Consider the following 12,288-nt stretch of genomic DNA (forward strand, 5'->3'; position numbering starts at 1 on the left):
CAGTGTGCGGCTCAGAATAAAAGCGTGAGGCCGCCGGTCACCACAGCGAACAGCACGGATAAACCAATCACGGTCCGCCAGGGGAAAGGCGGAGGCGGAGGTTCAATCGCCAACTCCTTTTCCAGGTAGTTACGAAGCAGACGGGTGTTGCGGGTGTTAGCTTTGTAAACCGCGTCGAAGGCATCGCCTACCACTGGCAACAGCCCGCCGAGAAAGTCGATGCCCATGTTCCGCAACATGCGCATCTTCACCGCCTTGGTGGCGCCTGCTCGCTGCGCTTCCACCAGTACGTATCCGGCCAGGACCAGGCCCACGGCGTCCCCGACCACGGGCAGCAGGCCAATTACGGCCTCCGCGCCAATCCGTACATTGGTGAACGGAATAGCGATGTTGCTATCGGTAAAGCGGCTGAACTTATCCAGCCGTGCCAGAATGGCCCGTTGCCGGGCTTCGGATGGTTTCGGCATTTCCTCTCCAGTTCAGGCGCTCACTCAGGCTTTGCGCCGATTTCCTCGAATGCCTGTACCAGGGTATCCGGTTCCTGGGCGCCGGAAATCAGGTACTTACCGTTCACGATGAAGGCCGGCACCGCAGAAACGCCGGCCTGCTGGTAGGTCGCTTCGTCCTCCCGGACCACGTTGGCGAATTCATCGGAATCCAGAATCTGCTTTGCCCTCCCGCGGTCCAGCCCCAGGCTCTCGACACAGGCCAGCAACACGTCCTGGTCTGAAACGTCTTCCGCCTTTCCAAAGTAAGCCTCGAAAAGCGCCTGCTTCATCTCCGTCTGCTTGCCCTGCTCAGCCGCCCACTTCACCAGCCGATGGGCGTCGAAGGTATTGCAGGTGAAGCGCTCCTGCATTTTCTCAAAGTTGAGGCCCAGATCTTTCGCGATCGTCATCATCTGATCCTGGGTCGCGCGCATTTCCTGCTCACTTCGACCGTACTTGCGGGCCAGGGCCGGGAGGATGGCCTCGCCCGTGCCAGAGTGGTCCGGGTTCAGTTCAAACGCGTGCCATTGCAGGCCGAATTCATACTCTGACGCCAACTGTTTCATAGCCTGTTCCAGGCGGGCATAACCAATCGCGCACCAGGGGCAGGCGATGTCGGAAACAATGTCGATGTTGATCGTTTTCATGGGATATCCCGTTTATTGCGTTTAGACATGATACTGCCAGCCTAACACGGAGACAGATCAGCCATCTCCCGCCAGATGTTCCCGGATCAGTTCTGCCATCTGCCGGGCCGGTTCAGTCGGACGGCCCGACGGCCGATGCAGGGCCATCTCGATGGATTGCAGGGCCGGCATACCGCTTCGTTCGTCCAGAACCCGCAGCTGGGGTGTGAGCATATCGCGGGTTACGGGCACCACCGCCAACCCGGCCACGACAACGGGCATCAATCCTGTCATCGACTGGCTTGAGTAAGCCAGGCGCCATTGCCGACCCGCAGAAAACAGCGCCTGTTCTGCCACCTCTCTGAACACATCAGCGCCCGGCGAGTAAAGCGCGAGAGGAATGGGATCTGTCAGGGACGGCTGTTTCTCGGCGCCAACCGCCCACACCAATGGCTCCCGGCGAATCACTTCGCCCCCGGGAGAGCGGGTCTGACGGGTCACAACCGCCAGGTCCAGCTCACCAGCCTGCACCTGCTCCAGCAGCCTGACGCTTGATCCGCAGATAACCTGCAGCTGAACCGCCGGGAACAGCTGGCTGAAATGGGAGAGAACGGAGGTCAGCAGAAACGCATAGTCTTCCGGGATACCCAGGCTCAGTTGCCCCGATACCTGCCGCTGCCTTAGCGAATCCAGTGCCTCGTTGTTAAGGGCCAGCATCTTCCGGGCGTAACCGATCAGTTGCTCGCCCTCCGCGGTAAACCGAATACGCCGGCCCTCTCGCTCGTGAAGGGACACCTCCAACAGGGCTTCCAGGCGATGCAACTGCATGCTGACAGTTGACTGGGTATAGGCAAGCCGGTCAGCCGCCGCGGTTACCGTTCCCGTGTCGGCAATGGCCACCAGTGTTTGCAGCACGTTCAGATCCAGAATACGGGGACGCAATTCATCAACTCCTGTGATGCTTTTAATCAATAAACGTTGTTTTTGTGATATCTCAAGCGAGTATATCCTCCCGCTGTCAGATCACAACACACCAGCTAAAGGAGGACTGCCCATGAGGATTGTCAACGCGCCCATACGTCTGCCCAACATCCTGAGCATCATCGCGGCTCTGGTTGCCGTCGTTCTTTGGGCTGTTGCCCCTTTGCTGGTCGATGCAGCGCGTTCCATCCCGCCCTTCCAGCTTACGACCATCGCCCTTATCAGTGGCGCACTGGCCGTGCTGCCCATGAGTTTCCGGAGCCGCGAAGCGCGTAAATCTGTGAAAGTGTCCTGGCAATGGAAACTGGTGATTTTCGGCCTTGTGCCTTTGCTGGTTCTGGGGGCGGTCGGCGCCTACCTGGCCGGGCTTGGCATGGCACCCACCGCAGAGGCGTCATTGATCACCTATACCTGGCCGGTCATGTTCATCCTGATCAGCCAGTGGGCCTTCCATCGGCGGATCGCCCTCCCGGTTATTGCGGGGGCACTGATTGCCTTTTCCGGCGCGGCTTTGCTGCTGGGCCCGGAGGCCCTGAATAATGGTTTCTCGGGCAATCTGACGGGTTACGGGCTGGCTCTTCTGGCTGGGGGTTGCTGGGCTCTTTACTCCTGGATCTGCCAGGCAACACCCGTAGCGATCGCTCCTGTCATGCCAGGCCTGTTCCTTCTGGCTGGCGCCGGAGCCGCAGCCGCAGATACCGTTTCCGGCTCCGCCCATGTGCTGCCTTCAGGAACCGCGCTCGCCGCTGGTGTCGCCCTGGGTCTGGGTCCATATGGCCTGGCCATGGTGGCCTGGGATCTGGCATTAAGGAAAGGCCCTACCGCACTGGTGGGCAGCCTGGCCTATGCGGTACCTGTGCTGGCCGCTCTTTTCCTGGTACTGGCCGGGATTGCCGCGCCAGACTGGCGGCTTCCGCTGGCTGCGATGCTCGTAGTTCTTGGTTCGCTGGTGGCAGCCAGCCGTCGGCGAGCCTGAACCTGACACATCGTCGAGCAAGACGACCAGTCCAAGGCTGCCTATCGGCCTTTGCCGGAAGACATGCGTATACTCCTCATGTGTAACTCAAACCGCAGAGGAGTATGCCAATGGCCGACGAAGACACGCTCACCGCCCTGAAAACCGCCTTTACCTTCATGCCCCAACCGGTCGAAATCAATCGGTTCGAATACGGCGACGATGCTGACAGAATTCTCGCGCAGGTGAATTTTGTGCGGGAAGTACTGGTCAGTCACGGCATTGATCCGGAAGAAGTCGCCGGCGAAATCAACCCGGACTCGTCACCGAATTCCTGTTACTGAGTCGATCGTCCTCCAGGAGAAAGCATGCCTTATCAGTTCGAAGACCTGAAAAAGAGCTGCCAAAACGAATGGCAAGCCTACATCGAGCACAGCTTTGTGCAGCAACTCGGTAATGCGACATTAGCGCCGGAAGCGTTCCAGCATTACCTCAAGCAGGACTACCTGTTCCTGATCCAGTTTGCCCGTGCCTTTGCCCTGGCCGCCTATAAAAGCCGGACCCTGTCGGACCTGCGCCAGGCCAAGGAGGGTTTGCAGGCCATCGTGGATGTGGAACTGGATCTGCACGTCAGCTACTGCAAGGAATGGGGCATTTCCGAACAAGAGCTGGCCGACCTGCCGGAAGCCCGGGCCACGCTGGCCTACACCCGCTACGTTCTGGACACCGGCAACCGGGGCGACCTGCTGGACCTGCACGTGGCCCTGTCACCGTGCATGGTGGGTTACGGTGAAATCGCCAACTGGCTAAATAGCCGGGCGGAAACGATTCGGGGTGAGAACAACCCCTACGATGCCTGGATCGCCATGTACGAGAGCGACGAGTTCCAGGAGGCGATGCGAGCTGAGATCAGCTGGCTCAATGAGCGACTGGCCGATGTCTCCCCTGCCCGCTTCAAGGAACTAACCCGGATTTTCAGCGACGCCACCCGGCTTGAAATCGATTTCTGGGAAATGGGCCTGAAGCAGAGCGATTGACCTGCACTACTGGTGCGGCAGGTGGCGGGCAGGTTGAAGTTCAATCCTGCGCTGCCCGCTCCTCCCGCAACCTGGCCCGCACATTCATCAACACTTTTCCGTAACGGTTATCGCCCCGACGATCCCGGCCGCAGCCCCAGAAATAATCGAAATTGCTGTTTTCAACGATTTTCGTGTCGCCGGTATCCAGCAGAGCCTCCGCCAGCTCGGGATGGGTTCGGCAGCGCACGTAGATCCCCCGTGTCATAACGGTTTCGCGCACCTGCTTCCAGTCCCGCCGCAGGCTCTTGTGGCGCTTGCGCCCTAGCTTTCCGGCCTTGCCGGGCGTGTCGGCGTTGCGCACCTTTTCCTGGCGGTTGTCGTCGGTGAACTTCATGCCCTGGAAATAGTGTTCCACGGTTGGCCAGACCTTGCCTTCCAGCTCGAAACTGTAAGGGGCATGGGTGCCCAGCGGATTGTCCGGATCTGTTCGGGACATGAACAGGTCGTTCTCACCGTTGTCGTCGGGGAAGAGAGACATTCTTGCGATCCTTTAGAAATAAGTGGTCCTGCAATACCCCTAGTATCAACGAGTACGCGCCAGGGGTCACGCCAATAAACCGGCTCATCTGCAAGACTAGAGATCTCGCAGATATCCAGCACCAAGCTGTGCAATCTGGCCCCGAATCCAGGCCACTCGTTCCAGCACATAAGAGGATGGGGCGTTTACACTCAAAACCTTCGGATTCGGGAGTACAGCGGCAAGCAGCGCAGCCTGATATTCAGTGAGGTGGCGCGCCGGCTTCCCGAAGTATGTCCAGCTTGCGGCTTCAACCCCGTAAATACCTGGGCCAAACTCGGCAATGTTCAGATAAACTTCCAGTACCCGCTGTTTTGACCACAGGCCGTCTATAATAAGCGCCAATCCCGCCTCGATGGCCTTGCGAATGAAACTACGCCCGCTCCATAGAAAGAGGTTCTTGGCCGTTTGCTGGGTGATGGTACTGGCCCCTCGAAGCCCGTCGCCGGCCCGATACTCCGAGAGCGCCTGACGAACCGCCTCAAAATCCACGCCCACATGATGCGGGAATCGCTGATCCTCGCTGGCAACTACCGCCAGCGGCATCCAGTGAGAGATCTCGCGCATGGGCACCCATTCGTGGGCGATGGATTTGTTCGTGCCCTGAAGCTGATAACCCACCATGAAGGCCGAGGTGGGTGGATTTACGAAACGGAACATCAGAACCACCAACAGGACCAGCACGATAGCGCCAGCGCATAGCAGCAAAAACCATCGCAAAAGCTTGCGACCACCTGATGCTCTGGCCATCAGTTCAAATCCTCATCTTTGTACGATCGAGTTCCCGGCCATAATTGACCAACGGGCCGCACAGCGCGCAAACTGCTGATAGCGATTCTGCAAGAGCGTATGCCACTACCATGCCTGCAAAAGTAAAAACCCGGATTCTCTTTCATTCCAGACGCCTGAATATATACCTGGTCCGATATCCAGAAGGCCACAAGGTAGGCCCGCACGTGGACATGGTCTCCGAGGGCCGGCTCTACAAACTCAATTGGGTTCTGGCCAAACCCAAGGCCGGTGGCGAATTCATTTGCGACAAGAACATTTTCAACCTTTTTGGAAGATTGTATCTGTTTCGCCCGGATCTCTATCAGCATCGGGTATCAAAGATCGAGCGCGGAAATCGATGGCTGTTGAGTTTTGCGTTGACTTCCGGACTCCATAACTCAAGCAGGACAGTATCATGATGTATTTTGCCCATGAAATGAGCCGCGCAGCGCTGATGCCCTTGCGTATCGCGACAGACGCACAGAGTAAACTGCTCAGACATCCCCTCAGCCCCTTGTCCCGCTTACCGGGCGCTCGCAGCATTGCCTCCGCCTATGGCGTGTTCGGCGACCTGACCCGGCGCTACCCGAAACCGGCCTTCAATCTGCACTCAACAGTGTGCGATGGGGAAAAGGTGGACGTCAGTGAAGTCATCCTCCAGCGCAAACCCTTTGCCCAGCTCAAGCATTTCCAGCGCAGCGTATCGCGGCCTGATGACCCGAAACTCCTGATCGTTGCGCCGCTTTCCGGACACTTTGCCTCGCTGCTGCGGGGTACCGTCAAGGAAATGCTGCCAGACCACGACGTCTACATCACCGACTGGCGTGATGCCTGTCGTGTCCCCTTGTCGGCTGGCGACTTTGGGCTGGACGACTATATCGACTATGTAATCGATTTTATTGAACAGCTTGGGCCAGACACACATGTATTGGCGGTTTGCCAGCCCGTAGTGCCGGTGCTCGCAGCCACCGCCCTCATGGCCGAAGATAAAAACCCGGCGACACCGCGCTCGCTGGCCCTCATGAGCGGCCCCATCGACGGACGTATTGATCCCACCGCACCCTGCGAACTGGCCACCAAACACAATCTCGCGTGGTTCCGGCGCAACCTGGTTCACCCGGTACCCGCGCCCTATCCGGGGGCCATGCGGAAGGTTTATCCCGGCTTTCTGCAACTGACCGGGTTCGTGAACATGAACTTCGACCGCCACGTTGATGCCTACCGGGGCCTGTTCAAGTCCATGCGTGACAAGGAAGTCGAAAAGATCAGACGTCATCGTGAATTCTATGACGAATACCTCGCGGTCATGGATCTTCCGGCCACCTATTACCTGGACACCATCCAGCGTGTCTTCCAGGAGTTTCACCTTGCCCGGGGCTGCTTCATGCTCCGAGGCCGAAAAGTGAATCCGGCGGCTATCGAAAAAACAGCACTGATGACGATTGAAGGCGAGAAAGACGACATTTCCAGCCCCGGGCAGACCCGGGCCGCCCATAAACTATGCGTGAATATCCCGGACGCCAGGCGTCTGCACCATCTGCAAGAGGGGGTTGGCCATTACGGTGTCTTCAATGGCAGCCAATGGCGCGAATCCATTGCCCCTCGGCTCAAGACATTCATCCGCGAAGCGTGACAGGTATCACATTTTCTTGTCGCGACTCAGGTGCTCTGCTAGCTTGAATGAGGTGATTAATAATAAGGAATAACAACCAGAGCGGGCTACCGCTCCAGGGAGGACTTCATGCAAGACCTCAAGGGCAAGGTCGCCCTCGTAACCGGTGCCTCACGCGGCATCGGTCGTCACATCGCACTTCAGCTTGCTCAACGCGGCGCCGATGTCGCCATCAACTACCGCTCACGTCAGCCTGAAGGCGACGAAGTTGCCAGGGAAATCGAGGCCACCGGCGTCCGGGCACTTGCCTTCAAAGCAGACCTCTCGAAGATGCCGGAAGCGCGGAGCCTGGTTCGTCAGGTTCAGGACGAGTGGGGCCGCATAGACATTCTGGTGAACAACGCCGGCATCACCAAAGACAAGTCCATGAAGAAGCTTACCGACGACGATTGGAACGACGTCCTGGATACCAACCTGGGCAGCGTCTACGCCACCTGCTCGGAAGTGTTGAAAATCATGATGGACCAGAAGTACGGCCGCATCATCAACATCACGTCTTTCGTCGGGCAGGCCGGCAACTTCGGGCAAGCCAACTATGCGGCCAGCAAGGGCGGCATTATCGCGTTTACCAAGACCCTGGCACTGGAAATGGCCAAATACAACATTACGGTCAACGCCATTGCCCCGGGCTTCACGGAAACCGAAATGCTGGCCCAGGTCCCGGAGAATATCCGTGAACAGATCATTGCCAGGGTTCCCATGGGTCGGTTTGGCAAGCCGGAGGAAATTGCCCGCGCCGTGGTCTTCCTGGCCGCGGAAGGCGATTACATCACCGGCCAGCAGATCAACGTTAACGGCGGCGTTTACATGTAACACTTGAAAGACAGAAGGCGAAAAAATGGCTGATAAACCAATAAAAAAGCAATCAACGCCTGACTTCGAACCCAATGTGGTAAGCCGCTCTCTGGCACGAGTGGGTGTTCATGGTGGTCACCTGCTCAAGCGCTCCATAATGCGCCGTTTGCGCGGTGGCCCGCCGAATCCGGCCAGCGTCGGGAGCATGACCAAACCCTTTGTCACCCTGACCGGCAAGCTTGCAACCCAGCCAGACACGCTTCTGTTCGCGCAGATGCGACTGATCAAGGACACCAGTCTGTTCTGGTCTGGCCTGCTGGCCAGCGGTATTGGCAAGAAACCACTGACCGTAGCCGAACCGGAGCCCGGCGACGGCCGCTTCCGGGATCAGGCCTGGAACGACGTCATAGCCTTCAACGCCGTCAAGCAGGCCTATTTACTGTCAACTCGCTGGGTTATGGACACCATTGACGATGTCAGGGATCTGGACGATCACGATAAGCGGAAAGTCCGTTTTTTCGCCAGCCAGATGACCGATGCCCTCGCCCCAAGCAACTTCGTTCTGAGCAATCCGGAAGTGTTGCGCACAACCGTTAAGACACGGGGCAAGAACCTCCTGCGAGGCCTGGCAAACCTGCTGCGTGATCTGGACGAGGGAAAGGGCCCGATGCCTTTCCGCATGTCCGACCCGGACGCCTTTGAGGTGGGCGACAATCTGGCCAACACACCCGGCGACGTGGTGTTCCAGAACGATCTGATGCAACTCATCCAGTACCGGCCGACCACCGAGACCGTTCATCGCCGGCCTTTGCTGGTGATACCGCCCTGGATCAACAAGTACTACATCCTCGATCTTGGCGAGAAAAAATCCTTCATTCGTTATTGGGTGGAACAGGGCCACACCGTGTTTGTGGTTTCCTGGGTAAATCCCGGGCCAGAGCTGGCACACAAGACCTTTGAGGACTACATGCTCGAAGGTCCGGTCGCCGCCATGGATGCCATCGAGCAGGCGACGGGTGAGCGGGAAATCAATACCGTCGGCTACTGCATCGGCGGCACTCTGCTTGGTTGCACGCTCGCCTGGCTGGCCGCTCGCGGGGATGATCGCGTAAAAAGTGCGACGTTTCTCAACAGCATGATGGATTTCTCGGAAGTCGGCGATCTCGAAGTCTTCATCGACGAGGACTCTATTGCCAAAATCGAGAAGGCCATGAACAAACAGGGCTATCTTGAAGGTGCTTCCATGGCAACGGCCTTCAACATGCTACGTGCCAACAGCCTGATATGGTCTTTTTTCGTCAATAATTACCTTCTCGGCCGCGACACGGCGCCCTTTGACCTGTTGTACTGGAACTCGGACGCCACCCGCATGCCAGCGGCCATGCACAGCTTTTACCTCCGCAATATGTACCTGAACAACCGGCTGCGTGAGCCCGGGGGTATTACTCTAGCGGGTACACCGATCGATTTGCGAAAGGTGAAGTCCCCCGCCTACTTTGCATCTGCGATTGAAGACCACATCGCACCCTGGATCTCCTGCTACAAAGGCGCACGTAACCTGGGCGGCCCGTTGCGTTTTGTCCTCGGCGGTTCAGGGCACATTGCCGGCATCATCAATCCGCCCGAGAAAAAGAAGTACGGTTATCGCCTCAACGAAGACAACCCGGCCAATCCAGAGGAATGGCTGAAAGGTGCCGAGCAGTTTGAAGGTTCCTGGTGGCCAGATTGGGTGGCTTGGGCCGAGCAGTTCGGTGGCGGTAAGATTAAGGCTCGCATTCCGGGAGAAGGCAATCTGCCGGTGATTGAACCGGCGCCCGGGGCTTACTTGCGCAACGAGCCGGCACCACCAAGCCCGGCGGTCCGGAAGCGGCGACAACCGCAACGCGGGAAATCGGGTTCCGCGAAGCAGAAAACGCCATCACCTGAGAAAGTCACGCAGTGAAGCATCCGTGGACTGAGCGGGAAACTCTGGAATAGCGGGCCGGCGAAAGCTCCCTAACGCAGCTCGGAAACCAGGTCACCGGCGCGACAACTCCTGACTGCGCGTTTGATCTTGCCCACATCCTCGCTGTCCAGATTCGCTCGAGACAGGTAAAGCGAAACCGGGAGGGTTCCCGCTGTTTGCTGGAATACCTTGACCACATCAGGACCAAAGAGATCCTCCACCAGAAGCGCCGGCAATACGACCGCATCCAGGCGGTCATAGTGAAGCATGGCAACCAGTTGGGACCACTCTGTGACTTCTTCGATTCTCGGGTTTTCGTCGGTAATGAACTGTTCACCAACAAAACTCCGAGGCAGCCCATATTTAAGGCCCGAGGTTTCAGATATCGGCGGAAGTTGGCGATTCGAGACAAAAACATAGTCCGCCGAAAACAACTCACCGGCGAACTCGCCGATTCTGTCCCGACGCTCACTCTGGGCAAGGGGCAGAACCATCGAGACTTCTCCCGAGTGCAAATACCCCAGCCCTCTTTTCAGAGGCACCTGAATAAACTGGGGCTGGATGTCAGCGCGATCAAAGATACATTCGTAGAGCGGCGCCAGGGACCCATGGAGCTTGCCATCGGAGTACCCGATCACGCCCTGCAACCCTTCACCAACGGCGACAGGAACCGAGGCGGCCGCAAGGCTGGAAAAGAAGATCTGCAGGCTGATGAAGACTGCACAGTGTGACCGAACCATCGCTCCACTCCATGGGACTGAACGCATGAATTTCCTGCGATCAGGGTCGTCCAGGTTCGCTTACCTTTCCATACGGACCTGTACTTAACGTCCTAGATACCTGAAACGTAGCACATTCTGATACTTATCGATGTATTTCTGATTGATGAGACCAATCACACCCGATTGCCGCAAATCGTCGAAGCATTGATCAAAGGCTGCGGCGAATGCGGGGTTCCGAAAAACCATCTTGTGCGGCGCCGGATTAAAGATTGGCGCGAAACGAAAAGCATCAGACTGCGAGGGCCAGCTTTCACCGCGGCGCTTCTTGTTGAAGATTCTCCGATTCACTTCCGCGACCACGAATCCGTCGGCCAGAATCGCATCGACCCGGCCCATAAACAGTAGCCGGGAGTGAATGGTCTGATCGGCGATTTCGGTGAGCGAGGCAAATTCAGGTACGTTATCGCTGATCCCCAGCACATCGACCCCTTCACGGAACGTCACCACGTTGAGACCGGCCAGGTCTTTGACCCTTTCAATCGGCCCGACACGGGAGTGATTGTAGAAAGCTCCGTTCTGGTACCAGATGTAGGCGGATGTGGAATAACCGGGAAGACGCCAGTGCAAAGGTACTGTGGCAATAGCATCGAAGTCCTGACGATCCCTGTAGGTCCTTGCATGGCGCTCATAGGGCTGCATGATGAATTCGGCCTCAAATCCGCACTCATCGAAGGTCGCCAAAACCAATTCTATATCTCGCCCCTCGAGACTTGGCTCCGCTGCACCCGGTATCTGAGCAGCGAGAACTTTAAGCCGCGGCAGTGGCTCCGAATTCGCAGCCAAAGGGAATCCTGGCAGAAGAAATAAAAAGAAATGGGCGAGCGTTGAAATCTTCAAACCGCTGTCTTCTCACCTCGGGCTAAAAAGTTCAGTTTTTGAACAATATCCTTATCCGGGCGTGCAGGCAATCACTCTGAGCATATGCCTGCAAACCAGGATGCAACTCAGCCCAGAAGACACTCCTTGGCCTCATTGATGCGCGCCGCCAGGTAATTGCTGCCACCATGGTCCGGGTGAAGTTTTTGCATCATCCTCCGATGGGCTTTGATGATCTCTTCCCGACTGGCTCCGGGCTCGAGCCCCAGAATGTCCAGCGCTTCGCTCTCGGTAAGCGGGCCGCTCGTATTGCCACTGCCGCCCGACGGATCGCTTTCAGAGGCCGCCTCATCGTCTGCTCGCCAGGAGTCTCCGAACCGGCGATCCAGGTAAGTTTCAAGTAGCCGGGCAGAATCCTCGTCCTGGCCGCGGCAATAGCGCAATAGCTCGAGGAAATCGCTTTCGCTTAGCTCCGCCAGTTCTCTCCCTTCCATCGGGCCCTTGATGATCTTGCCGCTCATGATTCCCGAGTCGTGGTCCAGAGTCATTTCCAGAATATCGCTGGAAACATGGGACTGGTTGCCCGACTTGGGTCCGGCACCGCCAGCCACGCGACCGAGCCCGCCACGCAATAGAGATGGCAGCAGGCGACGCAACAGAGGATAGAGAAAGGCCAAACCGGCGAAGACAAAATGCAGTCGCCCGGTTACAGCCAGCAAGACGACGATGCCGATACCGGCCAGCAGGGCCAGCTTGAGAATGGCGGCATTGCGCTGACTGGCAGGCTGATTGCGCAACCACACCCAGGCCACAACCGCGACAACGATGGCAACAAGCGTTAAAGGCACTCAAATACCCCGG

General features: G+C 57.6%; 15 protein-coding genes. 7 read left to right on the forward strand and 8 right to left on the reverse strand.

Annotated elements, in window-relative coordinates:
• Positions 1 to 11: 11 nt before the first annotated feature.
• Genes AC13DD_RS06195 through AC13DD_RS06205 form a run of 3 tightly spaced genes read right to left on the reverse strand, consistent with a single transcriptional unit; the run spans position 12 to position 2,056 of the window.
• Positions 12 to 467, reverse strand: coding sequence for a DUF4112 domain-containing protein (locus tag AC13DD_RS06195; RefSeq protein WP_088556532.1), 456 nt, complete (start codon positions 465 to 467; stop codon positions 12 to 14).
• Positions 468 to 487: 20 nt separating this feature from the next.
• Positions 488 to 1,135 carry a DsbA family oxidoreductase gene (locus tag AC13DD_RS06200; RefSeq protein WP_482930994.1) on the reverse strand — a complete coding sequence of 216 codons (648 nt, stop codon included), beginning with the start codon at positions 1,133 to 1,135 and terminating at the stop codon, positions 488 to 490.
• 57 nt (positions 1,136 to 1,192) lie between these two features.
• Positions 1,193 to 2,056, reverse strand: coding sequence for a LysR substrate-binding domain-containing protein (locus AC13DD_RS06205; protein WP_041645483.1), 864 nt, complete (start codon positions 2,054 to 2,056; stop codon positions 1,193 to 1,195).
• A 112-nt stretch (positions 2,057 to 2,168) separates the two neighbouring features.
• Here AC13DD_RS06205 and AC13DD_RS06210 point away from each other — a divergent pair, with 112 nt between their 5' ends.
• The 3 genes from AC13DD_RS06210 (at position 2,169) to tenA (ending at position 4,087) form a co-directional block, all read left to right on the forward strand.
• Entirely contained in the window at positions 2,169 to 3,071 is a 903-nt protein-coding gene (locus AC13DD_RS06210) for a DMT family transporter (RefSeq protein WP_008172414.1), read from the forward strand.
• 110 nt (positions 3,072 to 3,181) lie between these two features.
• Positions 3,182 to 3,394, forward strand: a complete 213-nt coding sequence (locus AC13DD_RS06215) for a hypothetical protein (protein WP_008172415.1) — start codon at positions 3,182 to 3,184, stop codon at positions 3,392 to 3,394.
• Positions 3,395 to 3,418: 24 nt separating this feature from the next.
• Complete coding sequence (tenA, locus tag AC13DD_RS06220) at positions 3,419 to 4,087, forward strand: thiaminase II (protein WP_008172416.1); 669 nt, start codon at positions 3,419 to 3,421, stop codon at positions 4,085 to 4,087.
• Positions 4,088 to 4,127: 40 nt separating this feature from the next.
• On the opposite strand, the gene AC13DD_RS06225 is transcribed toward tenA, so the two are convergent.
• Together AC13DD_RS06225 and mtgA are read right to left on the reverse strand one after the other, a co-directional pair.
• The gene (locus AC13DD_RS06225) at positions 4,128 to 4,607 is read right to left on the reverse strand and encodes an NADAR family protein (RefSeq protein WP_008172417.1); all 480 of its coding nucleotides are present in this window, start codon (positions 4,605 to 4,607) and stop codon (positions 4,128 to 4,130) included.
• 96 nt (positions 4,608 to 4,703) lie between these two features.
• Complete coding sequence (mtgA, locus tag AC13DD_RS06230) at positions 4,704 to 5,396, reverse strand: monofunctional biosynthetic peptidoglycan transglycosylase (RefSeq protein ID WP_008172418.1); 693 nt, start codon at positions 5,394 to 5,396, stop codon at positions 4,704 to 4,706.
• A gap of 110 nt (positions 5,397 to 5,506) precedes the next feature.
• Here mtgA and AC13DD_RS06235 point away from each other — a divergent pair, with 110 nt between their 5' ends.
• The 4 genes from AC13DD_RS06235 to AC13DD_RS06250 all read left to right on the forward strand — a co-directional run bounded on the left by AC13DD_RS06235 (position 5,507) and on the right by AC13DD_RS06250 (position 9,826).
• Complete coding sequence (locus AC13DD_RS06235; protein WP_008172419.1) at positions 5,507 to 5,836, forward strand: 2OG-Fe(II) oxygenase; 330 nt, start codon at positions 5,507 to 5,509, stop codon at positions 5,834 to 5,836.
• Positions 5,833 to 7,050 carry a polyhydroxyalkanoate depolymerase gene (locus AC13DD_RS06240; RefSeq protein WP_482930995.1) on the forward strand — a complete coding sequence of 406 codons (1,218 nt, stop codon included), beginning with the start codon at positions 5,833 to 5,835 and terminating at the stop codon, positions 7,048 to 7,050. The genes AC13DD_RS06235 and AC13DD_RS06240 overlap by 4 nt, the downstream gene beginning before the upstream one ends.
• Before the next feature lie 108 nt (positions 7,051 to 7,158).
• Positions 7,159 to 7,902, forward strand: coding sequence for a 3-oxoacyl-[acyl-carrier-protein] reductase (gene fabG, locus AC13DD_RS06245; protein WP_053112845.1), 744 nt, complete (start codon positions 7,159 to 7,161; stop codon positions 7,900 to 7,902).
• Between the two features lie 25 nt (positions 7,903 to 7,927).
• On the forward strand, positions 7,928 to 9,826 hold the full coding sequence (locus AC13DD_RS06250) for a PHA/PHB synthase family protein (RefSeq protein ID WP_273068990.1): 1,899 nt from the start codon (positions 7,928 to 7,930) through the stop codon (positions 9,824 to 9,826).
• A 53-nt stretch (positions 9,827 to 9,879) separates the two neighbouring features.
• On the opposite strand, the gene AC13DD_RS06255 is transcribed toward AC13DD_RS06250, so the two are convergent.
• The 3 genes from AC13DD_RS06255 to AC13DD_RS06265 all read right to left on the reverse strand — a co-directional run bounded on the left by AC13DD_RS06255 (position 9,880) and on the right by AC13DD_RS06265 (position 12,275).
• On the reverse strand, positions 9,880 to 10,569 hold the full coding sequence (locus AC13DD_RS06255; RefSeq protein ID WP_008172425.1) for a type 2 periplasmic-binding domain-containing protein: 690 nt from the start codon (positions 10,567 to 10,569) through the stop codon (positions 9,880 to 9,882).
• An 84-nt stretch (positions 10,570 to 10,653) separates the two neighbouring features.
• Positions 10,654 to 11,448: a transporter substrate-binding domain-containing protein gene (locus AC13DD_RS06260; RefSeq protein WP_273068993.1), complete on the reverse strand. Its 795-nt coding sequence runs from the start codon at positions 11,446 to 11,448 to the stop codon at positions 10,654 to 10,656.
• A 107-nt stretch (positions 11,449 to 11,555) separates the two neighbouring features.
• On the reverse strand, positions 11,556 to 12,275 hold the full coding sequence (locus tag AC13DD_RS06265; protein ID WP_008172429.1) for a DnaJ domain-containing protein: 720 nt from the start codon (positions 12,273 to 12,275) through the stop codon (positions 11,556 to 11,558).
• Between the last annotated feature and the right edge of the window lie 13 nt (positions 12,276 to 12,288).

This window comes from Marinobacter sp. L-13 (assembly GCF_056857715.1).